This window comes from Candidatus Anaeroferrophillus wilburensis (assembly GCA_016934315.1).
Classification (GTDB): domain Bacteria; phylum Desulfobacterota; class Anaeroferrophillalia; order Anaeroferrophillales; family Anaeroferrophillaceae; genus Anaeroferrophillus; species Anaeroferrophillus wilburensis.
This window is the reverse complement of the sequence record JAFGSY010000013.1, coordinates 1-22,720: the sequence shown is the minus strand read 5'-3', so window position 1 is coordinate 22,720 and position 22,720 is coordinate 1. Positions and strand designations below refer to the sequence as shown.

20 protein-coding genes and 1 pseudogene are annotated in these 22,720 nt (G+C 49.9%); 18 read left to right on the top strand and 3 right to left on the bottom strand.

Going from position 1 to position 22,720, the window contains the following annotated elements; translation table 11 throughout:
* Nucleotides 1–208: 208 nt before the first annotated feature.
* The 8 genes and pseudogenes from JXO50_03080 (at nt 209) to JXO50_03045 (ending at nt 7,349) form a co-directional block, all read left to right on the top strand.
* On the top strand, nt 209–733 hold the full coding sequence (locus JXO50_03080) for a gamma carbonic anhydrase family protein (protein ID MBN2332068.1): 525 nt from the start codon (nt 209–211) through the stop codon (nt 731–733).
* A gap of 94 nt (nt 734–827) precedes the next feature.
* Nucleotides 828–1,949, top strand: a complete 1,122-nt coding sequence (locus tag JXO50_03075; GenBank protein MBN2332067.1) for a hypothetical protein — start codon at nt 828–830, stop codon at nt 1,947–1,949.
* A gap of 86 nt (nt 1,950–2,035) precedes the next feature.
* A pseudogene (locus JXO50_03070) lies at nt 2,036–2,146 on the top strand (zinc-ribbon domain-containing protein).
* A 3-nt stretch (nt 2,147–2,149) separates the two neighbouring features.
* A complete protein-coding gene (locus JXO50_03065; protein MBN2332066.1) occupies nt 2,150–3,190 on the top strand; it encodes a DUF3426 domain-containing protein in 1,041 nt (346 codons plus the stop codon).
* Nucleotides 3,187–4,902: a tetratricopeptide repeat protein gene (locus JXO50_03060; protein MBN2332065.1), complete on the top strand. Its 1,716-nt coding sequence runs from the start codon at nt 3,187–3,189 to the stop codon at nt 4,900–4,902. Before JXO50_03065 ends, JXO50_03060 begins: the two co-directional genes overlap by 4 nt.
* 100 nt (nt 4,903–5,002) lie before the next feature.
* On the top strand, nt 5,003–5,218 hold the full coding sequence (locus tag JXO50_03055) for an acetyl-CoA carboxylase biotin carboxyl carrier protein subunit (protein MBN2332064.1): 216 nt from the start codon (nt 5,003–5,005) through the stop codon (nt 5,216–5,218).
* 104 nt (nt 5,219–5,322) lie between these two features.
* Nucleotides 5,323–6,693: a pyruvate/oxaloacetate carboxyltransferase gene (locus tag JXO50_03050; GenBank protein MBN2332063.1), complete on the top strand. Its 1,371-nt coding sequence runs from the start codon at nt 5,323–5,325 to the stop codon at nt 6,691–6,693.
* A gap of 140 nt (nt 6,694–6,833) precedes the next feature.
* Nucleotides 6,834–7,349 (top strand): NYN domain-containing protein, encoded by a 516-nt coding sequence (locus JXO50_03045; GenBank protein ID MBN2332062.1) that lies wholly within the window; start codon nt 6,834–6,836, stop codon nt 7,347–7,349.
* Between the two features lie 117 nt (nt 7,350–7,466).
* On the opposite strand, the gene plsY is transcribed toward JXO50_03045, so the two are convergent.
* The 3 genes from plsY to queD are packed head-to-tail and all read right to left on the bottom strand — an operon-like array spanning nt 7,467 to nt 9,196.
* The gene (plsY, locus tag JXO50_03040; protein ID MBN2332061.1) at nt 7,467–8,051 is read right to left on the bottom strand and encodes a glycerol-3-phosphate 1-O-acyltransferase PlsY; all 585 of its coding nucleotides are present in this window, start codon (nt 8,049–8,051) and stop codon (nt 7,467–7,469) included.
* Nucleotides 8,048–8,821, bottom strand: a complete 774-nt coding sequence (locus JXO50_03035; GenBank protein ID MBN2332060.1) for a GTP cyclohydrolase I FolE2 — start codon at nt 8,819–8,821, stop codon at nt 8,048–8,050. Before JXO50_03035 ends, plsY begins: the two co-directional genes overlap by 4 nt.
* Nucleotides 8,822–9,196, bottom strand: coding sequence for a 6-carboxytetrahydropterin synthase QueD (gene queD, locus JXO50_03030; GenBank protein MBN2332059.1), 375 nt, complete (start codon nt 9,194–9,196; stop codon nt 8,822–8,824).
* 323 nt (nt 9,197–9,519) lie between these two features.
* Between queD and JXO50_03025 the strand changes: the two genes are divergently transcribed.
* The 10 genes from JXO50_03025 (at nt 9,520) to JXO50_02980 (ending at nt 22,632) form a co-directional block, all read left to right on the top strand.
* Nucleotides 9,520–10,383 carry an RNA polymerase factor sigma-32 gene (locus tag JXO50_03025; GenBank protein MBN2332058.1) on the top strand — a complete coding sequence of 288 codons (864 nt, stop codon included), beginning with the start codon at nt 9,520–9,522 and terminating at the stop codon, nt 10,381–10,383.
* 255 nt (nt 10,384–10,638) lie between these two features.
* Nucleotides 10,639–11,637 (top strand): tRNA (adenosine(37)-N6)-threonylcarbamoyltransferase complex transferase subunit TsaD, encoded by a 999-nt coding sequence (gene tsaD / locus JXO50_03020; GenBank protein ID MBN2332057.1) that lies wholly within the window; start codon nt 10,639–10,641, stop codon nt 11,635–11,637.
* Nucleotides 11,634–12,092 (top strand): DUF2062 domain-containing protein, encoded by a 459-nt coding sequence (locus tag JXO50_03015; GenBank protein ID MBN2332056.1) that lies wholly within the window; start codon nt 11,634–11,636, stop codon nt 12,090–12,092. Before tsaD ends, JXO50_03015 begins: the two co-directional genes overlap by 4 nt.
* A 7-nt stretch (nt 12,093–12,099) precedes the next feature.
* Entirely contained in the window at nt 12,100–12,942 is an 843-nt protein-coding gene (gene rsmA, locus JXO50_03010; GenBank protein ID MBN2332055.1) for a ribosomal RNA small subunit methyltransferase A, read from the top strand.
* Between the two features lie 114 nt (nt 12,943–13,056).
* Nucleotides 13,057–14,793 carry an HDOD domain-containing protein gene (locus tag JXO50_03005; protein MBN2332054.1) on the top strand — a complete coding sequence of 579 codons (1,737 nt, stop codon included), beginning with the start codon at nt 13,057–13,059 and terminating at the stop codon, nt 14,791–14,793.
* Nucleotides 14,794–14,859: 66 nt separating this feature from the next.
* The gene (locus JXO50_03000) at nt 14,860–16,347 is read left to right on the top strand and encodes a PAS domain S-box protein (GenBank protein ID MBN2332053.1); all 1,488 of its coding nucleotides are present in this window, start codon (nt 14,860–14,862) and stop codon (nt 16,345–16,347) included.
* A gap of 42 nt (nt 16,348–16,389) precedes the next feature.
* Nucleotides 16,390–18,849: a PBP1A family penicillin-binding protein gene (locus JXO50_02995; GenBank protein MBN2332052.1), complete on the top strand. Its 2,460-nt coding sequence runs from the start codon at nt 16,390–16,392 to the stop codon at nt 18,847–18,849.
* Nucleotides 18,850–19,162: 313 nt separating this feature from the next.
* The gene (locus JXO50_02990; protein MBN2332051.1) at nt 19,163–19,609 is read left to right on the top strand and encodes a prepilin-type N-terminal cleavage/methylation domain-containing protein; all 447 of its coding nucleotides are present in this window, start codon (nt 19,163–19,165) and stop codon (nt 19,607–19,609) included.
* Between the two features lie 127 nt (nt 19,610–19,736).
* Nucleotides 19,737–22,145, top strand: coding sequence for a tetratricopeptide repeat protein (locus JXO50_02985; GenBank protein MBN2332050.1), 2,409 nt, complete (start codon nt 19,737–19,739; stop codon nt 22,143–22,145).
* 16 nt (nt 22,146–22,161) lie between these two features.
* Entirely contained in the window at nt 22,162–22,632 is a 471-nt protein-coding gene (locus JXO50_02980) for a prepilin-type N-terminal cleavage/methylation domain-containing protein (protein MBN2332049.1), read from the top strand.
* Nucleotides 22,633–22,720 lie beyond the last annotated feature (88 nt).

The following is a 22,720-nucleotide window of genomic DNA, read 5'->3' as shown; positions in this document are numbered from 1 at the left end:
GCGGCAGGAGGTTGCAAGACAGTATATTCTCTAGCAGGAACAATGCCATCTTGCAACCGGAAATGCGGCTGCTGCATGCAGTTTGTCTCTGTTTATGCCGAGTGCCGGTGATCCACCGGTCCAGCAACGACGATGACTTTAAAAGGATTGTGGAAATTTTCAGGTAGATCAGGGTATCTTTGGGGAAGGTTAAAGAAGGGAGTCGGGTATGCCGATTTATGAATTTGAAGGACGTTGTCCCGTTATTGCCGCTGATGCCTACGTCAGTGAAACAGCCATTGTCATTGGCGATGTGCGGATTGCGCCCCAGGTCTATATCGGGCATGGGGTTATATTGCGGGCCGATTATGGTACCATCGTGGTTGAAGAGCAGACGGCGGTTGAAGAGGGTGCCATTATTCATATCAATCCCGGAGCCACCTGCCTTTTGGAGCGGCGGGTAACCATCGGCCACGGGGCCAAAATTCACTGTCCCTTTATCGGTACAGGAGCGGTGATTGGTATTGGTGCGATCCTGTCGTTTCAGGTAACGGTGCAGGCCGGAGCAATTGTTGCCGAAGGCGCCGTGGTTCCCAACGGCAAAACCATTCCTGCTCATACTATCGTGGCCGGCAACCCGGCCCGCGTTCTCGGACCGGTTGAAGAACGCCATCGAACATTCTGGGAATACGGCAAAGATCTGTATGTTGATCTGGCTAAACGCTATCCAGGAGGGCTGCGTCGGCTGTCATGAGCCGTGAAACTGGAGATTCTCCGGTTTTTTGGAAAAGCGGCTAACCTCTTTTGTATTGCCTGGTTATTGGTATGGAACTCGGGGAGATGGACGAATGTCTGCTCTTAATGTGAATGGGGCTCTGCCGCCCCCGCTGTTATCCACCCTGCAGATCAACCGGGAAACGCCGGTGTTCAGCCGTGAATTCCTGCATCAACTGCTGGGGAAACAGGTGGAGGTGAAGGTGGTTGAGCTGCTTGGCGGCGGCAAGTTCCTGGTTGATCTTGATGGTCAGCAACTGGTTGCTCAAAGCAGGGATTCTTTGCCGGTCGGCAGCGTCCACCGAGCCCAGGTGATCGGCATCTCACCGGCCATCACTCTGCGCCTGCTGTCTGAAGGGAGCACCGATCTATTTCCTTCCCTGCGTGAAGCGGCATCCTGGATCATGAGCCAGCCCAATGCATTTGCTTCCCGGCTGGCAGAGCTACAGCACCTTTTGCCGCAGTTTTCCAGTCCGATGTTGTCGGGATTGGAGCAGGTGCTGCAGCTGTTTTCCGGTACAGATTTTTTTGTTGGTCAGGAAGGGATGCTGCCGTCGCTGTTGGAACATATGGGATTATTGCTCGAGGCGCGGCTGGCAACCACCGGCGATTCCCGCCAGCTTGTTTCAGCGATGCTTAAAGGATTGTCCGGTCATAACCTGAAGGTGGCTTTGTTGCAGGCCATTGCCTGGGCTGCAACCCAGCCAGCGGGAGATAAACTTGGGCAGCTGCAGACCGTTCTTCAGGAGCTGCTGTCGCTGGTGGAATTGAATCAGTTGTATAATAATCCCGGCCTTCGACAGGACGGTGGCTTGGTATTCATTGTTCCTTTTCTGGTCGGTGAGACTGAATTGGATGTCTGGCTGAAGCTTCAGCGGCAGCCTTCTTCGCAGACTGCGGCAGAAAATGATTCCCTGTTTACGGTAACCTTTTTTCTCGACTTTCCCGGTTTCGGCCAGACGTGCAGCCGGATAGTCATGTTGGGCAGCCAGACAGTGGTTACTGTTCAGGTTGCCGGCGGCCGGCAACGGGAGCTGCTGGAGGAGCAGGTTCCTGCTGTTGAGCAGCAGCTAGCTGCAAGGTTGGGCCACCAGGTGGCCATCCGAATTGATCAGGTAATGGATATTGAATTGACAGCATTTCGTCAGCAGTACTTTCTTGACGATCTTCCCAACCTCATCAATGCCAGGGTATGACGAGGTGTGGTGGAGAAAAATCTTGCATTTGGATGACCCTTTTATGTATGGTCCATTGAGATTAGTTGAATAATGAGGATGATGATATGTTGATCACCTGCCCGCGGTGCCAGACAACCTTTCACCTTGCTGATGAACGATTACCATCTGCTGAACATGCAATGGTTAAGTGTTCACGGTGCAAAACGGTTTTTCCCCTCTTGTCGGACGAATTGCCGGTGCCGGAGTCACTGTCACCTGATGCCGGTCCTGACCTGCTGGGTGAAAATCCGGAAATGCAGGCAGAGGAATCTGACGAGAGAGGTGGTGTGCCGGAAATGGACGTGCCACCACCTGAGATGCCGTTGGCCGAAGGCGAGTTTGCCGGTACCGGAGACGCGGTTGCTCCGTCCCCTGAGCTGACGCCGGTGACCGACGGATTGGCCGGTGGCGGCCTGAAAGACGCCGTGGAGGAACAGCAAACTGCTGATGCTGAGATGGTTTTTGAGATGGCAGATGATTTTTCCGAGGATGATCTGTCATGGGATGTTGACCTTGATGATGATGAAGAGACCGCCGGGGGGGGAGAGGGGAGCAAGACTGCCGGTGATGATCTTCGGCAAACGACGCTGGACGAGACTGATTTGGACGAAACAATCAGCAAAACCAGGGAAGAAACAGTGGAAATCAACACTGTGACAGCCGATAGTGAGGTTTCTCAGGCGGCGGGAGCCGCTGCTCCGGTGGTCAGCAGGGGATCGTTGTGGCCACGGATGGGTGGCCGGCGCATGTTTCTCTATCTAGGTCTTATTGTTGCTGTTTTGAGCCTGGCGCTGTGGGGTGGGGTTCTCCTGTGGCAGAAGTTTTCCATCGATATGGAACAGCACCTCTCACTCGTTGGTCTGGAAAGCCGTAATATGATTTTTTCCGCCGATAAGCGGGTTATTGTTCTCCAAGGAAAAGTCTACAATACCGCTCCCAAGATGGTTGGTGCTTTGAAAATCAAGGGGGTTCTTATTGATCGTCAAGGAAACGCGCTGGCCGAACGGACGACCTCGGGAGGGGTTACCTTTTCGTCGGCAGAGCTGCAAAGCTTGAACGAGGAGATGATCGGCGCCTTGGAAAATGCTTCGGCCACCGTTGCCGCTGATGGCGGCGAATTACCTTTTATGCTGGTTTTTTATGATTATCCCCCGGCAGCGGCAACCTTTGTGGTTGAACTGGCTGAGTTTACGGTATTGAGGAAGGGTGAACAGCAATGAACTATGCTGTTGCCCTTCTGGGCATGCTGCTGCTCCTGCTGCCGGTGGCTTCCTGTGCTCCGCGAGCAGTCAATGAGCCGCAGCCTGTCCCGCTGGTTGCCGGGCAGGAAGAGGTTTTTTCGCCTCCTGATATGGGGGAATCCTATTACTATTTTTCTGTTTATACGCTTTTGCGTCAGCAAAACCGCATGCAGGAGGCGATCGGTTGCCTGCAGAAGGCCGTTGCTGCCGACTCGACTTCAGCTTACCTGAAGGTTGAACTGGCCACCTTGCTGCTTAAGGCGGGTAAAGTTGCTGCCGCCCGCAGTTTGTGCGAGGACGCCCTAGCCATTGATTCCACTTATACCCCTGCCCGCCTTGTGTTGGGCGGGATCTACTCGGCAACGGAGGAGGGGGAACTGGCCATCAAGCAGTATGAGGCGGTGATTGCCAGCGATCCTGATAATGCTGACGCCTATCTTTTCCTTGCCTCTCTCTATGCAAATAAGCTGGAATATGAGCGGGCCATAGACGTGCTAACCACGTTGAGGGAAAAAGAACCCGATCAAATTATGCCGCTCTTTTATCTTGGTAAGATCTATGCTGAATTGAAATTGTATCAGCGGGCGGAACAGTTTTATCAGGAAGTGCTGGATCGCGACCCCGATTTTCCCGATGCGCTTTTTGAACTTGGTCTGATTTATGAGTTTGATGATCGCAAAGATGAGGCAATTGCCATTTACCAGCGGCTTTTGCAGGTTAGACATGGTGACCCGAGAGCCCTGGAGCGTCTTGGTCAGTTGTATATTGCCACAGGACAGGCAGATGCGGCACTGGAGGTTTTCAGCCAGTTGCAAAAGAGTGGCAAAGCGCCGCTCAGTGTCGATATTAAATTGGCTCTCATCCATTTCCAGGCGGGAAACTACGATGACGCGGTAAAAATTTTGACGCCCCTCCATGAAAAACATCCTAAACAGGATCGGATTACCTTTTATCTGGCTTCCAGTTATGAGGCCCAGGGGGCAATTGACCGGGCCCTGCAATTGTTTCTCCTTATTGAGGAGCAGGGTGATTTCTACTATGATTCACGGATCCATGCCGCTTATCTGTTCGATAAAAAGGGCGATTTTAAGCAGGGGATAGCAATTCTCGAAGCGTTGATAATTGCCTACCCTGATAAAACCAGTCTTTACCGGATGCTGTCGTCCCTTTATGAAAAGGCTGGTAACGGTGAGCAGGCATTGGTGGTGTTGCAACAGGCCTTGGAGCTGTTTCCCGACAACTATGAGCTGACGTTTGCCCACGGGGTTTTGCTGCATTCTCTGGGTGATCATCAGAAGTCCATCGCCATCATGCAGTCGCTACTGCAAAAAAACCCCGACGATGCGACAGTACTCAATTTTATTGGCTATACGTATGTGGAATTGGGGGTGCAACTGGATGATGCTGAGAAGCTGATTCGCAAGGCGCTGGCCTTGAAGCCTGACAGCGGTTTTATTGTTGACAGCCTGGGGTGGCTCTTTTTTACCCGGGGGGAATATCACCAGGCTCTGGAAACTCTGCAACAAGCTGTTAGCCTGGTTCCGGACGATCCAGTGATTCATGAGCATCTCGGTGATGTCTATCTTGAGTTGGGGGATCGGGATAAAGCCCTGGCAACCTATCAGCGGTCATTGGTGCTGAAAGATGAGCCTCGAGTCCGTGAGAAGATGAAGCCTTTGCTTAGCCGTTGACGGACCGCTGATCTATAAAAATGTTGCAAAACCCTGGTCAGTATGCTATGGCCTGCGGGGTAATACTAAATTATGGTTGTTAACAGCAGGAGGCGTACTCATGAGTGAAGCAATAACTTCCCCGATGGTTGGGAAAATTCTCGATGTGAAAGTAAAGGTTGGTGACCAGGTTGCTGAAGGTGACGAAGTGGCAATCCTCGAGGCAATGAAGATGGAGATGCCCATTGTTTCACCAATCGACGGAACGGTAAAGGCCGTGAACGTCGCTGCCGGTGATGCGGTGGAATCTGATACCGAAATCGCAGTGATCGAATAAGATGGGTGAAAGCGGCGCCGATCAGCGCCGCTTTCTTTTCCCTTTGTTCCTTGGATACAGTATACTAAGTAACTTTTAGGACACATTTTTGCTGGGGGTTGAAAATGGCTCACAAAGTGCAGATAACAGATACCGTCTTGCGAGATGCGCACCAGTCGTTACTGGCTACCAGAATGCGGACCAAAGATATGCTGCCGGTGGCCGGCGATTTGGATAAAATTGGTTATTGGTCGCTGGAAGTGTGGGGGGGGGCAACATTTGATTCCTGTTTGCGCTTTCTGAAAGAGGACCCCTGGGAGAGGCTGAGGGCGTTGCGTAAAGCGATTCCCAATACCCGTTTGCAGATGCTGCTTCGTGGACAGAATATCCTTGGCTATCGCCATTATGCCGATGATGTGTTGCAGACCTTTGTTGAGCGGGCAGCTGCCAATGGTATCGATGTTTTTCGTATTTTTGATGCCTTGAATGATCCCCGCAATATGCGGGTGGCGATGGAATCAGTGAAGAAAGCCGGTAAGATTGCCGAGGCTTCTGTCAGCTATACCATCAGTCCCGTGCACAATAATAGCTATTTTGTTGATCTTGCTCAGGAACTGGTCGGCATGGGTGCCGATACCATCTGTATTAAAGACATGGCCGGTCTCCTGGCTCCTTATGACGCCTACGAGCTGGTGAAGGCGATGAAGGAAAAGATCACCGTACCAATTCACCTGCATTGTCATTGTACCAGCGGTATGGCCCATATGACCTACTTGAAGGCGATTGAAGCCGGTGTTGATATTATTGACTGCGCCATTTCCACCGTTTCCCAGGGGACGTCGCAGGCGCCGACCGAGAGTATGGTTGCCGCTTTGCGGAACACCCCCTATGATACCGGCTTGGAACTTGAGCCGTTGGCAAAAATTGCCGAATATATGAAAGAGGTGCGGGCCAAATATGGTGCTTATGAAAGTGGTTTTACCGGTGTTGATACCAACGTCCTGATCTATCAGGTGCCCGGCGGAATGATGTCAAATCTGGAAACCCAGTTGCGGGATCAGGGGGCGATCGGCAAGCTCAAGGACGTGCTTGAGGAGATTCCCCGGGTCAGAAAAGATTTTGGTTATCCGCCACTGGTGACTCCGAGCAGCCAAATTGTAGGTACGCAGGCGACCCTCAATGTTTTGACCGGCAAACGTTATCTGATGATTCCTACCGAATCAAAAAATGTTCTCAAGGGGATGTACGGCCGTTCGGTGGCTCCTTTTGATCCAGACGTGCAGAAGCTGGCTTTGAAAGGCGAGGATCCCATAACCTGCCGGCCAGCTGACCTGATTCCGCCTGAGATGGAAAAACTGACAGCTGAGTTGGGTGACAAGGCGAAGAGTGTCGAAGATGTCCTTTCCTATGCCCTCTTTCCCAAAGTGGCGCTGCAGTTTTTTGAAGAGCGAGAAAAAGGAACGTTTGAGCCCGAAGATAAGCTGCCCAAAGACTGAGGGGGTTTGGGAAAGATGACTATGGTTATCCAGGGGGCGGGGCAGTGATGCCGCCCCCTTTTTTTTGTGGTGTGGGCGTGGTGTCTTTTTTGCGGCGGTGGAGCCACCACGGTGGCAACAGCAGGTGAAGGACTGGTAGTATGCGGATAGCGGTGGATGGCTACAATGTTATTGCGGCAGTTTCCGGATCGCTGGACTATCTTGACCTGGAGGCGGAGCGGCAAAGCCTGGTTGATCTGCTGGCGTCCTATCGTGTCGCCCGCCGGCATAATATTGTCGTTGTTTTTGATGGCTGGCAGGTAGCAGCCGGGGCAGCACAGCGGCGAACCCATGAGCAGGGGATCAGCCTGGTTTTTTCTCCCCTTGGCGTGAAAGCTGATACCGTGCTGGAGCAGATGGCCAGAACCTATGGGTCAGGATTGACCGTGGTAACCAGTGATCGGGAGCTGCAGTTGCGAGTCCACTGCTGGCATGCGGTCAGCCTTGGTGCCGAAGAGTTTTATCAGCAGGTAGTGGCCGTGGTGCTGGCCGGTGAAATGGGATGTGGCGATGAGGGAGAGCCGGCACCATGGTGCGGTTCTACCAGAAAGAAGGGTAACGCCCGCCGGCTGTCCCGCAAGCAGCGGCAGAAGGAGATCCGGCGGAATTCACTGTAGAATCAGTGTGTTACAGGTTGTTTTCTTGTTTGAAAAAAAACAAGAAAATGCTCTGATAAGAGCACGTATGTGCGGGCCGAAAAGGCCCTATTTTGGTTGTAGGGGGTTGATTCTGTCTTAAAAAAACTTGGGTTCTTGGCCGAGAATAAGGCGCTTGATGTTCTCCTGATGTCGATAGGTGATCAGACAGCTAATGATCAGGGCCACCAGGACGGAGGTGGCCGGATAGCCCAACAGGCAGATACAGACCGGCATGGTTAGGGATGCCAGCAGCGAAGCCGCGGAGACAACCCTGACGGTTACCATCACTAAAAGAAAAAGCGTCAGTTCCACTGCTACCGCCAAGGGGGCCAACACCAGAAATATCCCCAGAGCGGTTGCCACACCTTTTCCACCTTTAAAACCCAGAAAAAGTGGGTACAGATGACCGATAAAGGCTGCCAGGCCGGCAAGGGCTGCCAGTAATGGTGTCTGGGGAGCCAGCATGAGGCCGGCCAGCACCGGCAGCGCTCCCTTTAGAGCGTCGCCTGCAAGGGTAATGATGCCGGCTTTTTTGCCGCTGAGGCGGGCGATATTGGTGGCGCCGATATTACCGCTGCCCTGCCGCCGCGGGTCGGCAGCACCCAGCAGGTTGCTGACAATAATGCCCGTTGGGATGGAGCCCACTAGGTAGCCGGCGATAATCAATGCGAGTGCGGTCACAGGTATTTCTCGACATAGGCATAAGCGCTATGGTTATGGATGCTTTCCATGTTCTCCGCTTCAACGGTAAACCAGGTGATATTCTGGTCAAGAAGCAGCAAGGTGGCTATTTCCCGTACTAAATCCTCAACGAACATCGGGTGGGTATAGGCCCGTTCGGTAACGTATTTTTCATCAGGGCGTTTGAGCAGGGGGTAGATGTCGCAGCTGGCGGTTTCTTCGATGAGCTTGATCATGTCCTCGATCCAGACGAACTGCTTGAAGGAAAAATTCACCGATACCATGCTGCGTTGATTGTGGGCGCCATATTCACTGATTGCTTTGGAGCAGGGGCAGAGGCTGGTGACCGGGACTTTGACCAGGACCCTGAAATCCAGCTGATCGTGGGTCATGTTGCCGGAAAAGGTGCATTGGTAGATCATTTTACTTTTTGCCCGGCTGACCGGAGCTTCCTTGTCGATAAAGTAGGGAAAGGAAATCTCCAGATGGGCCGATTCAGCTTCGAGGTGGTCCTTGATCTCTTTAAGGATAGTGGGGAAAATATTGATTCCTATTTTATTGTGGTACTTGTTCAGTACCTCGACAAAGCGACTCATGTGGGTGCCCTTGAAATGGTGCGGCAAGCTGACGTACATGTTGAAGTCGCCAATGGTATGCTGAATGCCCACGGTTTTGTCGAGCACCTGAATCGGGTACTGGATGCCCTTGACGCCGACCTTGTTGATTTCGATCTGGCGATGGTCTAGTTGCTGCTGAATGTCCTGGATCATTTACTCACCTGTATAGGCAGCTGCGGCCCGTTCTGACTCCCAGGCAACGACCCGGGAAACCGTGATACCATGCTTGGCCAGCTGCTTTTCCAGTTCGAGAAAAATATGGCGGGCGATTAATTCAGACGAGGGGCTTTGACCGGCAAAGGCTGGATGTTCGTTGAGATAGCTATGGTCAAGTGATTGGATTATTTCCTCGGTGTATTGTTTGAGAACTTTAAAATCAAGCATCATGCCGCTTTTATCAAGGGTGTTGCCTTTGATATGTACTTCGATCTTCCAGTTGTGGCCATGCAGTTTTTCGCACTGGCCGCAATAGTTGAGCAGGTTATGCGCTGCGGCAAAGGAGGTTTCAATCTGCAATTCATACGCCATGGTTGTGATCCTTTCGTTTGATGTGCGGGAGGCCGGGGGCTATATCGTATCTGGGAGCTATCCCTGTCCAAGCCACTGGTGGGGCATCATAGTGTAAGCAGCTTGTTTTTGTCAATAGTCTAGTAAGGGCAGGGTGTCTTGCCTTTTACAAAAAACTTTTGGTTGTTTTCAGGCAATCATGTCAGCGTGAAACCTTGATTGTCTTTCGTTGTGCAGTTCTCCCCCCTCGATCATCCCGGTAAAAAATACTTGATTAATATGAAAACTGTGATATATTAGCACTCATACTTGATGAGTGCTAATAATGTGTGGGAGGTATGACGATGGCAGAGTATGCACCGGCAATTCCAGTAACCGACTCTTTGTCCCTTTATATGGCCGAAATCAATCGTTTCCCCCTGTTGAAGCCAGATGAAGAGTACTCGCTGGCGGTTCGCTACCGTCAGGCAGGTGAACTTGAAGCTGCCCATAAACTGGTTGTGAGCAATTTGCGCTTTGTGGTCAAGATCGCTTCTGAATATGACGGCTACCGGATAAAAAAGATGGACTTGATTCAGGAAGGCAATCTCGGTCTGATGACAGCGGTGAAAAAGTTCAATCCAGAGCGCGGATATCGGCTCATCTCTTATGCGGTGTGGTGGATCCGTGCCTATATCAGGGATTTTATCATGCGAAGCTGGAGCCTGGTTAAGATTGGTACTACCCAGCTGCAGAAAAAACTTTTTTATAAATTGTCGCAAATTAAAGGATCCCTTGAAGGTAATGAAATTGATCGGCAATCCATGCGGGCGTTGATGGATGGCCAACATGATGATGAAAAGGTCCAGGCACTCTATCAGCGCTTGAGCCATCGGGATCTTTCCCTGGATCATGTGGTCAGTGAGGGTGAAACGACGTATCTTGATATGTTGGTTGACGAGGGCCAGGATCAGGAACGGTCATTGATCGCTTTGGAAGAACAGCAGCGGTTGCAGCAAAAGATCCGCCAGGCCATTGCTCGGTTGACCAAACGAGAGCGGCAGGTTGTGGAAGGGCGGTTTTTTTCTTCATCACCAAAAACGCTTCAGGAAGTAGGAGACAGTCTGGGCATTACACGGGAACGGGTGCGACAGTTGGAAAATAACGCCAAAAAGAAACTGAAGCACTATTTGGAGATGGAGTTTGGTGATCTGTTGTTGGCCGCCTGAAAATGATGCAGCCCCCACCCGGAAAGTAAAGAGATAGGGATGGTCAGGTTGTGATGGTGTTTGTCGGGAAGTGATGATGGGATAAGGAAATTCCTGGATGCTTTGGCGTGATGGTGGCGGGTAGAGTGCAGGTCAAGCTATCTCCGCGACGCTAAGGAGTAGCGCACTGCTGGCCCTTGACAGGCTTGTGAAACGAACAGTGAAGGGCTGGAAAAATCACTTGTTTGCCGAGTATAAATGGGATAATGTGCCGCTATGCTGACGTTTGCCATTGAAACATCATGTGATGATACGTGTGCCGCCGTTGTTGAGTACGACAGGAAGATCCGTGCCAATATCATTTCCAGTCAGGTCGATGTTCACTGCATCTATGGCGGTGTCGTCCCGGAGCTGGCATCCCGCAAACACCTGGAAAATATTGACTGGGTAGTGAACCAGGCTCTGGAAACAGCGGCAGTTCGGTTTGCTGATCTGGGAAGAATCTGCGTCACCTGTGGACCGGGACTGGTTGGTTCACTACTGGTGGGTATCTCCTACGCCAAATCCCTCGCTTTTGGCCTTGACCTGCCGCTGGTGGGGGTGAACCATGTTGAAGGGCATTTGATGTCCATCATGCTGGCTGAGAACCACCCGGATTTTCCTTTTATCGGCTTAGTGGTTTCCGGCGGGCACACTAGCCTTTACCTGGTGCGCGGCTGGCATGACTATCAGTTGCTGGGGCGGACCATTGATGATGCCGCCGGTGAAGCCTTTGATAAGGTGGCAAAAATGCTCGGCCTTGGCTACCCGGGGGGGCCGATTATTGAACAGCTGGCACGTCAGGGTGGCAGTCAGGGGATCGTTTTCCCGCGCGCTTATCTAGCTTCTGACTCCCTGGATTTCAGCTTCAGTGGTCTGAAAACTGCAGTCCGTACGTTTCTCGAAAAACATCCTGATGAACTTTCCAGCCTTATTCCTGCCGTTGCGGCGGCATTCCAGGAATCTGTGTGTGATGTGTTGACCCGTAAGGCATTGCAGGCCGCTGACCGTTATGGGGTTCAATCAATTGCCTTGGCCGGCGGTGTTTCCTGCAATGGGGCAGTTCGCCGGCATTTGTCACAGGCGGCCGGCGCACTGGGTATTGAGGTGTTTGCAGCGCCGCCGATTTTATGCACTGACAATGCGGCCATGATAGGGCTTGTGGGGCGACAACGGCACCGGCGTGGACAGGTAGATGGCTGGCAGCTCAATGCTGTCTCCCGACTGCGTTTATGAAAAAACCTCGACTTCGTTCCATGGTAAGGATGCTGCTCGGCAGCACTGATGACCCGGCAACGGTTGCCCGGGGGCTTGCCGCCGGAATTTTCGTCGCCTTTTCCCCTCTGCTCGGCATCCATACAGCCTTGGCGATAGCCCTGGCTTTTCTTCTGCGTGGCAACCGCCTGGCAGCGGTTTTAGCCAGCTGGGTATGCAATCCTGTCTCCCTGATTCCCATTCTCTATCTCGATTTCAGAGTTGGCGAGCTGCTCCTTGGTGCCGATATTCCTTTTCCGGCAAACCTCCATAGTTTGCGTGATATTATTCAGGCCGGCAGCCAGGTGGCTTGGCCGCTGCTGCTTGGCGGCCACCTCATCGGTTTGACGTTGGCGCTGATCAGTTTTCCCCTTGCCCAGATGGTCATTACCATGGTCCGGCAAAACCATAAGCCGGCAGGTTCCTCAGAGGAATAGTTTTTCCATGTCTGTTACCAGCAAAGGTGGACACCGCCACAAAAAGAAACTCGGTCAGCATTTTCTCCAGGATGGCAACATCGTCCGGAAAATTATCGACCTGGCGGCGATCCTTCCCGGTATGCCGGTGCTGGAAATTGGCCCGGGCAACGGAGTGCTGACCGAGGCCCTTTTGCGGGCCGGCGCCGCGGTGACTGCCATTGAAACCGATGCCGAACTCATTCCGGTTCTTAAGCAACGTTTTGCCGGCGCTTTTCCCGATCAATTCACCCTGGTTCCCGACGATATTCTAAAATGTGATCTTCCTGCAATCCTTGACTATGGTAATCCGGATTTCAGCAGATTTCTGGTGGTTGCCAATATCCCCTACAATATTACGACCCCAATAGTTTTTTCGCTAATTGATCAGCGCCATCTTTTCAGCCGGGCGGTTCTTATGGTTCAGGATGAAGTTGCCGTCCGTCTGCTGGCAGCTCCCGGCAGCAAGAACTATGGTCGGTTGTCGGTTATGGTTTCATTGGCCGCACATATTTTTTCCGGTTTCAAGGTTTCCCCAGCCTGTTTTTATCCACCGCCACAGGTGTGGTCGCGGGTTATTACCCTGGAGTTCCTTACGTCCCGGCGCTGCGAAATGGTTGATGGGCAATGGCTGGGGGAGATAGTTAACCGTTTATTCAGTCAGCGCCGGAAAAAAATTGTTAATCCCCTGCTGGGTTGCCGGTTGACCTTATCCCGGCAGCAACTGGTCGAACTGCTGCAGCATAACGGTTTCTCTCCCGATTGCCGTCCGGAAACGATGAGCGTTGATGAATTGTGCCGCCTGGCGCGTTTGCTTGCCCCTCATAGATGACCAGCGTGCAGGAATGGGAGCTGTTTCTTTACTTTCCTTAAAGCGGATGTTATAAGGATGACTTGTCCTTATAGTGAGAGAACGTAATGCTTTCCGGTCAGTGGGAGAGTGGCGATGACACGAGATGAAATTCTACAGATTGTTGCCGGCCTGGATAAACTGCCTAAATTGCCGCAGGTGGCGATGAAGCTGATGGAAATCAGCATGGACGACCAGACGTCAGCCAAAGATATTGCTGACATTGTCATGGAAGACCCAGCCATAACGGCCTATCTCTTGAAACTGATCAATTCGCCATTCTATGGCTTACGGGAGAAAGTCACCACGGTATCCCACGGCATTGCTCTCCTGGGGGTAGAGGTGGTTAAAAATGTTGTTTTGAGTCTGGCGGTTATGGACATTATGAACAGCAAAACCTCCGGCAACCCGGCTTTGAAGAGTTTCTGGGAACATTCATTGTATACCGCTATCGCTGCCCGGCTCTTCGCCCAGCAGGTTGGTTATCCGGCGCCTGAGAAAGTGTTTATTGCCGGTCTCCTGGCAGATCTTGGCTCCCTGATTCTCTGGGAAATTGATCCGCTTCTCTATCGGAAAGTTGCCCGCAAAGAGGACGGTGGCAAAGGTGACCGCAGCGTTGCTGAAAAGGCCTTATTTGGTGTTGATCATACGGAAGCCGGTGTTGCCCTTGCCCAACTTTGGAATCTTCCTGAAGAATATATTGGCGTTATCGCATTGCACCATAACCTTGATGTCCTCACTGACTTGGAAGATGACGGTGTCAAAATACTGGGGGAATTTGTTCACCTGGGATCGGTGGTTGCCAGTATCTTTGTTCTGGGTGAGGATGGTTTTAAAACCGTCTATCTCAAATCAATGGTGTTGAATCTCTTTGGGCTGCAGGAAAAAGTTGTTGACAGCCTGCTGCTACGGACCAGCAGAAATCTTGAGGCACTGCTGGTGGATACCGAACTGGGACTTCCGAGCAAAAAATCGTATTTCAGAATTCTGCAGGATTCAAACAAGAAGCTGGGGGAAAACAATCTCAAGCTTACTCGTTCGCTAATGGAGCATGAACGGCTGAAGCAGGCCCGCATCGAGTTGATGAACATGGTCGCTGAAGATATGAAATCCCCTCTTGCAGCAATCATCGGCTATTCGTCTCACTTGGTGCATAATCTGCCTGCTGACCGGACCGAGATTGAGAAACTTGTCCGGGAAATCTACCAGAGTGGCAAAAACGCCCTGACCCTGCTTAAAGAATCCGCCAAACTGATGGACATGGAGGAGGAACATCTGCAGGTGAGTCCAAGCCGAAGCAATATGGAGAAGATGTTGCTGGAATTGCTGGAGATGGTTGCCGAGCGGGCCGAAAAAAAAGAGATTGCCATAGTCAGTGATTTTCGTGCTCCCTTGCCATTGCTGACTTTTGATGAGCATAAATTGGGCCATGCCCTGGCCCATCTGCTTAATCTGGCTATGGTTCTGGCCGGTGAACGGGGCAAGGTGCTGGTTAAGACTGATATCGTCACCGTTCCCGGTAGTCAATCGCCAACATCAGCCGGTGCCAGTGCTCGTTTGTTCGAGTTACGGATAGATGAGCATGGTGATGGTTTTCAGGATAGCCGGCGAGCGGCTTTGCGGGAACGCTTGGATGAACCGAAAAAACTTACCACGGTTGCTGATCATCTGACCGATTCCGGCCTTTATTTGGCACGTTCCATTATCCAGGCCCATGGCGGCCAGATGCATATTGACCGTAAAGCTGATGGCAATGTGGGTTTTACCATTCATATGCCCATGCCCTGGCTGGCGGAAATGGCCAATCCGGTGCCTTCAGCTTCAGCGGTCTGACCTGCTGCGGCTAGTTTTGAAGGTTTCTTGGGACTGCTCCCATGTTAGCCAGGTTTTCTAACGTTCATGACCACCGGCCCGAATCATATCTCCCACCTGTTGCTGTTGGATGCGGTCTCGCCGTACAGCGATGCTCTGCGGGAACACCTGGCAGGCGTTTGCCAGCAGGTTCATCTTGTCCCGCGACTTAGTCAAGCCTATGCTCTTTTTGCCGACTTTCCCATTGAGGCTATTATCAGTGAGGTCGAACTGTCGGATGGTAAGGTCGAGGACCTGCTGGTCTTTCTTCATCGGGAAAAACTCAGAGTCCCGGTTATTGTCCTATCAGCGAATGCCGAACCCGAGCGGGCGGCCCGAATCATTAAGGCGGGTGGGTGGGACTATCTTACTAAACAGGGGGCGGCTTCACTGGCTGCTTCCCGTGTTGTGACCAGTTTCAACGCCTATCAGGGGGAGCCGCTGGCGGGGGATTCGCAGATGCGCCATCAGGCGTTGCTGGCCTCCGCCATCAGTGATCCGGTCATTTCCTTTGATCTCGCTGGCAGGGTGGTGTTCTGCAACCCGGCAGCGGAAAAACTGTTTGGTTATGAGCAGGATTTTCTGGTGGGACAACCCCTTTCGCTGATTTTTGCAGCTGGCAGCGGTGACCTGCTTGTTGATCTGCTGCTAGCCAAAGCGGTGGGCAACGGCAGGTACAGCCGTGAAGTCACTCTACATACCGCTGCTCAGAAACCATTTCCAGCGCAGATTGCTATGTCCCGGATAGATTCTGCCGGGGTGCTTTCCGGATGCGTTATGGTGGTCAGGGATCTTGCCGAGCAAAAGCTTCTGGAGGAAAACCTGCTGGAGATGGAAAAGTTGGCATCTTTGGGAAAGCTGGTGGAGGGGATTGCCCATGAAGTGAGGAATCCTGTGCTGATTATGGCCGGTTTTGCCAATCGACTCCAGCAGAAGCTCAAAGAGGATCCCGGTGTGCAGAGATATGTGCGTATTGTTATTGAGCAGATCCAGCGTCTGGAGCGGATGGTTGCCGATATCGAAGGGTATCTGCAGTTTGTCAAAGATCATCAAACGAGCTTGACGCGGATTGATATTAATGCTTTTCTCTCGGCTTTGGTGGATGAATTCGCCGCCCAACTGCCTGGCGACCGGAAGATCAGGGTTGTTTTTGAGCCGTCTGCAGGCGTACCGCCGGTGCGGGCGGACAGTAATGATCTGCAGGTTCTGTTCCGCAGCATTATGCAAAACAGTATTGAAGCCATGGCGGAGCAGGGAACCCTAGCCATTTCCCCATCCTATGATCATGCCTTTGTTTCTTTGTGTATCAGTGACACGGGCTGCGGCATCCCGGATGATAAGCTGGGGGAAATTTTTAACCCCTTCGTAACATCGAAAATGTCCGGGGTCGGGGTCGGGCTGGCGAAAGCGTATCTGATTGTCGAAGCCCATGGTGGCAGCATCGACATTGCCAGCAAGCCAGGTGAAGGCACAGCGGTAACCGTGTCGCTGCCCGTTGACCGGCGTAAAACGTCCCGTACCCAGACAGCTGCGTAATCATGCCGAGGGTAATGATCTCCATGACAGGTGAGAACTGACATGTTCAAGCGTCTTGCGGTTTTTTGTGCTGTTCTGCTGGTTGCCGGCTTTGTGCTGGCGGCGGCAGTGGGCATGGGGACCTATTTTTACTTTGCCAGTGATTTGCCAAGGATAACCTCCTTAAGGGATTATCGTCCGGCAACCATTACCGAAATTTATGCCGATAATGGTAAGATTATCGGCCAGTTCTACCTGGAAAAACGGAAAATTATCCCCATTGAGGAGATTCCCGAACAGCTGAAAAAGGCCTTTATTGCCAGTGAAGACGCCCGTTTTTATGAGCATCAGGGCCTGGACTTTATGGGTATTATGCGGGCGCTGATAAAAAATATTTCTGCTGGGCGGGTGGTTCAGGGTGGCAGCACCATCACCCAGCAGGTGACCAAATCACTGCTGCTTTCTCCGGAACGCAAATTGAAGCGTAAAATTAAAGAGGCCATTCTTGCCTATCGGATTGAAAAATATCTCAGCAAAGATGAAATTCTCTTCCTTTACCTGAACCAAATCTACCTGGGGCATGGGGCCTATGGCGTTGAAATTGCCTCCCAAACCTATTTTGGCAAAAAAACCCGTGATCTCACCCTGGCTGAAATGACCCTTATTGCCGGTTTGCCCAAGGCACCAAACCGCTACTCCCCCCTGACCAACCCGGAGCTGGCAGCCCGTCGGCAGAGATATGTTCTTGGCCAGATGGTGAAGGAGGGGTATATCTCCGCGGCAGAGTCCCGGGAGGCGCTGGCATCACCGGTGGAGATCAGGCAGCACCGGGAACCATTCATCAAGGCACCCTATTTTACCGAGCATATTCGCCGCTATCTTGAAAAAGAATACGGCTATGACCTTCTGTACAGAGAAGGGCTGCAGGTCTACAGCACGGTTAACCTCGACTTTCAGCAGGCCGCCAGGGATGCAATCATAAAAGGCCTTGGGGCTCTTGATCGGCGCCAGGGATACCGGGGTCCCCTCCAGATTGTTTCTCCCGATGATTTTGCTACTTTTGAACAACAGCTGGCGGATGAGCACCGTTCGTTACCGGTGGCTGCCGGCCAGCAGATGAAAGCTCTGGTGAAGCAGGTTGACGACCAGCAGCAGAACGTGATGCTGTCCCTCGGGGGGCTTGATGCGGTCATGGCGTTGAAAGATTGCTCATGGGCCCGGAGACCTGCACCTGATGGTGCACTTTTCCCCGGGGCAACCATCAAAAGTCCATCTGCTGCCTTTGTGCCCGGTGATGTCGTGCTGGTGGAAATCATCGCGGTCGCTGATGGTGCTGCTGCTGGCAATGGTGCGGCGGTTGCCGTTCGCCTGGTCCAGGAACCGCTGGTCCAGGGAGCACTGGTGGCGCTGGATGTCCAGACCGGCATGGTCCGCAGCATGGTCGGCGGGAAATCGTTTGCCGAGAGCGAATTCAATCGGGCTATCCAATCCCGCCGCTCCCCCGGATCAGCCTTCAAGCCGATTATCTATGCCGCCGGTCTTGATCACGGGTTGACACCGGCCAGTATTTTTCTCGATAGTCCGATCATCTATCAGGACAGTGAGGAATGGGATCAGGTATGGAAACCGCGCAATTACGAGCAGAAATTTTATGGTCCCACCAGCCTCCGCCAGGCACTGATCCATTCCCGCAACCTGGTAACCATCAAGGTGCTGCAGAAGACTGGCATTCCCCGGGTGATCAATTATGCCAGTAAACTCGGCATAACCTCGCCCCTAAACGCGGATTTGACCCTTGCCCTTGGTTCTTCCGGTGTTTCGCTGATGGAGCTGACCCGTGCCTATGGTGTTTTTGCCAATGGCGGCCGCCTTGAGGGCCCGGTTTATATTAAAAGGATAGAAAATCGGGACGGGGAAATTCTTGAAGATAATGAGCCTTTCTGGGGCTTAGGGGGGGATGATGGCGCTAATGCCATGCTTCAAGGTGCAGCTTCATCGGCTTCTGAGCCGCGGAAACAGGTGATTTCACCGCAAACAGCCTATTTGATGACCAGTATGATGGAAAGTGTGGTGCAGCAGGGCACCGGCCGGCGGGCCAGAGTTCTCAAGCGCCCCCTGGCCGGCAAGACCGGGACTACCAACGATTATTATGATGCCTGGTTTCTTGGTTATGCGCCGCAGCTGGTAACCGGGGTCTGGGTTGGTTTTGATGACCTGAAACCCCTGGGTAAACATGAAACCGGTTCCCGGGCGGCCTGTCCCATCTGGGTTGACTTCATGCGGGAAGCACTCAAGGAATTTCCCAAGACGACGTTTCCCGTCCCCCCGGGGATCGTTTTTGCAAAAATTGATCAAAAAACCGGTTTGCTGGCTACTCCCGAGACCGAGCAGGAGAGTTTTGAATGCTTCCGGGAAGGCACAGAGCCAAAAGAGTTTTCCCGTCCCATCTCCGCCCATCAGCTGGAAGAGCAGCTTTTTCAGGATTTTCCTGAAGAGAACTCACCACCCCTTCCTCCTCAGTGACAATTTTTGTCACTACTACTGCCCTGATTTGTCATTTACCGGTTGAATAATTGCCTTGTTGCTGCTTATGCTCCTTTAAGGAGTTCTTCTATGCTTTTTAATATATTGAAAATAAAGCTGTTATTTTTTTAAGCAGAATTTATCATTTTTTTTATTGGCTGGATCAGTCTTTGCAAGCGTTCCATGTTGTATGAAAAAACGGCGAAAAAAAATGGTAAAGTTTCCTGAGTAGGACGTCGAAAGGGAGTTTAGGAACAGGGATCTGTTTGTATCGGTAAGGTTTTTGCAATTTTTTATGAGGAGGAGTAATGTGATGAAGAAAGTACACAAGAACAAAAAAGGTTTTACCCTGATTGAGTTGATGATTGTTGTGGCAATCATCGGTATCCTCGCCGCCGTGGCGATCCCCATGTACAAGAACTATATCCAGAAGGCGCGCTTTGCCAGTGCAGTATTGCCGACAATCCACTCAGTGGAAACCAATGTTGCAGCTCGCTATGCCTTGACAGATGCTTTCCCCGCAGCTGGAGATACAACGGTCATGCAGGCTGACGCTTCCACCCGCAATGTAACGTTGACAACAATTACACCTGCAGCATTTCAGCTTATTTTTAACTTGGCAGATTCTACCAACACAACGGTTGGAGCTCTGTCTGCGGCTTATGGTGTTACTATTACGGCTACTGCTACTACTGATAATGGTAAAATTGTTGGTTGGGACTACAGCGGTAACGTTGCAGACGCATTGGGTATGGACTAAAAATAAGCGTGTATATGCTTAGACCACAAGGGGATACCGATTCTGGTCGGTATCCCCTTTTCTGGTTGTTGCTATAATCCGGTTGTTGCTGCTTCGAACGTTAAATTGTTCTGGACGAGTGTGTCAGGTGAATACTATCACTGTGCAAACTGTGTATAAACTTTATGGGAACATCAAAAAAAATTTTTGTAGTGCGCGGAAAACAATAATTTTTTTATCTATTTGTTTTCTTTTGATTTTTATTATATCGGCATATTCAAATAGCCTTTATGCGCCATTCACATTGGATGACTCTCATAGTTTTGTGAAGGAGCCCAAAATTTTAGGGTTTTCTTATACTCCTGAAAGTTTCATTGAATTAACAAAAACCAAATTTGGGTTTGCTCGTTTTCTGCCTATTTTATCCTTCGCTGTCGACTTGCAGTGGGGGGGGGGGAGTGTTATTGCCTTCCATATTACGAATATTATTATTCATATATTGACGACGTTGTCAGTTTTCTTTATGTTGAATGCCCTTTTTTCGCTGCATAATCGTAGCAACGAATCTTTCTTAAGAGAAATACCAGTTCCTGTCCCCATGGTTGTTGTTTTTATTGTTGGTTTGTGGTCATTAAACCCTGTGCAGACTAACGCGGTAACCTATCTTGTCCAGCGTATGACATCAATGTCTGCTTTATTTTATATTTTTTCTTACGGTTGCTACCTGAAAGGTAGGGTAAAACAATTAACCCAAGGATTTAATCAGAAAGTATTATGGTGGTATTTTTTATTCATACTGAGTGGCGCATGTGCGTTGTTAAGTAAACAGATTTCAGCAACGTTGCCTATCATTGTCCTGTTAACGGAATTGCTGTTTGTTAAAGATAGCTATCCAATTAAAATTATTAAAAAAAATAAAATAATTGTTTTGTTTTTTATTGCAGCTTGTGGGTTGTTTATCTATTATAAAATATCTCCTCGAATGATAGCTATTGCAGCGGCGCGACATTTTACCATTACGGAGCGCCTTTTGACTGAACTGCGCATTGTAAGCTCCTATATTTTTCTTTTATTGTTACCTATGCCGAGTTTTTTAAACTTGGAACATGATGTAGCGCTTTCAACCTCTTTTTTCTCTCCATTGTCCACTCTTTTTTCCCTTATCTTTCTGTTTGGGATTATTTTTGCAGCGTGGAAAGTAAGGGAGAAATATCCCTTGGTAGCTTTTGGAATTTTTTGGTTTTTTCTACATTTACTTATTGAATCAACAATTATACCTCTAGAACTGAAATTTGAACATCGTTTATATCTCCCTTCAGTTGGTTTCTACTGTACATTAGTTTTGTTGCTTATTGAGATTCAATCAAAAATTTTCCCTATACAAAATTCCCTGGACTATGGAAAGCTATTTGTCTCCTTCATGCTCATAGTGTTTTCATGTTTATCCCTTTTAACGTATGCTAGGAATATCGTTTGGCAGGATTCGGTTTCATTATACAGGGACTGTCTTATAAAAGCTCCCAATAAACCGCGTGTGCATGGGAACTTGGCCAAGGCATTGGCTGATCAAGGTAAATATGAACAAGCAATTGTTTCGTGTGAGCGAGCGTTAGAACTAGGGGTAAAAGGTTATGAGGAATATTGGGTTTCGGTAAGCAACATAATCACAAACTTATCAAAGATGGGAAACAACCGGTTAGCCATAGAAAGGGCTGAATCTTTTCTCCAGGAGGCACCTCCGGAGGCCAAGAAAAATGCGTACCCTTTATTTCTTTTTAATTTGGGGCACCTTTATTTTTTAGAACATGAATATCAATCAGCCCTGGAAATCTATTTTAAAGGGTTGCAGTATTCACTTGCCAATAGCCGACTAGAGAATCCGAAAAAATTTGAAAACTATTTTCTTTACACACTAACAACAGCATTACAAGAAGGTTATTCTTTTAATCCTGAAATGAAGATAAATACAGAAAGTATTTCAGCCGCTGATGAAAAAATGGCAGAAATATTTTTTAGCCTTAATGAATTTGATCTAGCGCTTATGTATTGTGACAATGGTATAGGTAGACAACCAGCTTCGGAAAAATGTAAAGAAATCAAGGAAAAAATTTATTACCTGAAATCCCTGGACAAGATACAGCAAGTAAAGGGGACGATTAAAGATAAGTATTTTTACCATCCATTTACAAATAGATTCAATTTTATTATGGCCATAGGCTATTCTATGATAAAAGTAGGCTTGAATGATAACTTTGTAACTGAATATGTTCTTGAATTAGCAAAAGCAATGCAACCGGATAACCCGGATGCGTTATTATTGCACTCGTGGTTTTTATATAAAGAGGGGGATGTGGCTGAGGCTGTAACAGAAATAGAGAAAGCCGTTGCTTTAGATGAAAAATATGCCCAACTCTGGGTTAATCGTGGTATTTATTTGCTGGCTTTAAATAAAAGGGGGGAAGCGTTACATAGTTTTGATAAGGCGTTGGAATTATATCCAGACTATCCTCACAAAAAAAGATTGGAAGCTATGGCTTGTGGTGCTGAAGGGCTATGACGGAGGAGAAATCAATATGAGTACTATGAAAATGATACGTGTACAATCCCGATCACACTTCTTTGGAAAACAAGGATTTACTTTAGTGGAGCTAATGATAACGGTCGCTATTTTAGCTGTTCTAGCAACCGTAGCCATTCCACTATACAGAAACTACCTCAACCGGGCCCGGCAATCTGATGCCATTATTGGGTTGAAGGCCAGCCAGATGGCTCAGGAACAGTTTTTTAGTGAAAACAATCGCTATTGTGATACCATCTGTCTATTACCGGGATTTGGTAATACCAATGTCAATAGTTTTAACAAGGGTGTTTATACTCTTACCGTTAATAATTCAGCGGCTACAACATTTGTGCTGGAGGCACTTGCAGTTATTGATGGCAGTACCGACCGATGGACTATTGATCAAGATGATATTAATCCAGTAGCTGATACTGCTATGCCTGGATTGCCAGGATTTTCAGTTTTTCGCTGGATATTTGATTAGCTGTACAGTGATAGTATTCACCTGACACACGCCCTTGACTGATTAAAAATTAGGCAGCTTCTTTTTCCTGCTTTTTAACTGATTTTTC

Coding starts and splice junctions, on each gene's coding strand:
- JXO50_03080 (MBN2332068.1), top strand. CDS start 209: ATGCCGATTTATGAATTTGAAGGACGTTGTCCCGTTATTGCCGCTGAT.
- JXO50_03005 (MBN2332054.1), top strand. CDS start 13,057: ATGACACGAGATGAAATTCTACAGATTGTTGCCGGCCTGGATAAACTG.
- JXO50_02990 (MBN2332051.1), top strand. CDS start 19,163: ATGAAGAAAGTACACAAGAACAAAAAAGGTTTTACCCTGATTGAGTTG.
- JXO50_02980 (MBN2332049.1), top strand. CDS start 22,162: ATGAGTACTATGAAAATGATACGTGTACAATCCCGATCACACTTCTTT.
- JXO50_03045 (MBN2332062.1), top strand. CDS start 6,834: ATGCGGATAGCGGTGGATGGCTACAATGTTATTGCGGCAGTTTCCGGA.
- rsmA (MBN2332055.1), top strand. CDS start 12,100: ATGTCTGTTACCAGCAAAGGTGGACACCGCCACAAAAAGAAACTCGGT.
- JXO50_03075 (MBN2332067.1), top strand. CDS start 828: ATGTCTGCTCTTAATGTGAATGGGGCTCTGCCGCCCCCGCTGTTATCC.
- JXO50_02995 (MBN2332052.1), top strand. CDS start 16,390: ATGTTCAAGCGTCTTGCGGTTTTTTGTGCTGTTCTGCTGGTTGCCGGC.
- JXO50_03050 (MBN2332063.1), top strand. CDS start 5,323: ATGGCTCACAAAGTGCAGATAACAGATACCGTCTTGCGAGATGCGCAC.
- JXO50_03015 (MBN2332056.1), top strand. CDS start 11,634: ATGAAAAAACCTCGACTTCGTTCCATGGTAAGGATGCTGCTCGGCAGC.
- JXO50_03000 (MBN2332053.1), top strand. CDS start 14,860: ATGACCACCGGCCCGAATCATATCTCCCACCTGTTGCTGTTGGATGCG.
- JXO50_03060 (MBN2332065.1), top strand. CDS start 3,187: ATGAACTATGCTGTTGCCCTTCTGGGCATGCTGCTGCTCCTGCTGCCG.
- JXO50_03025 (MBN2332058.1), top strand. CDS start 9,520: ATGGCAGAGTATGCACCGGCAATTCCAGTAACCGACTCTTTGTCCCTT.
- tsaD (MBN2332057.1), top strand. CDS start 10,639: ATGCTGACGTTTGCCATTGAAACATCATGTGATGATACGTGTGCCGCC.
- JXO50_03055 (MBN2332064.1), top strand. CDS start 5,003: ATGAGTGAAGCAATAACTTCCCCGATGGTTGGGAAAATTCTCGATGTG.
- queD (MBN2332059.1), bottom strand. CDS start 9,196: ATGGCGTATGAATTGCAGATTGAAACCTCCTTTGCCGCAGCGCATAAC.
- JXO50_03035 (MBN2332060.1), bottom strand. CDS start 8,821: ATGATCCAGGACATTCAGCAGCAACTAGACCATCGCCAGATCGAAATC.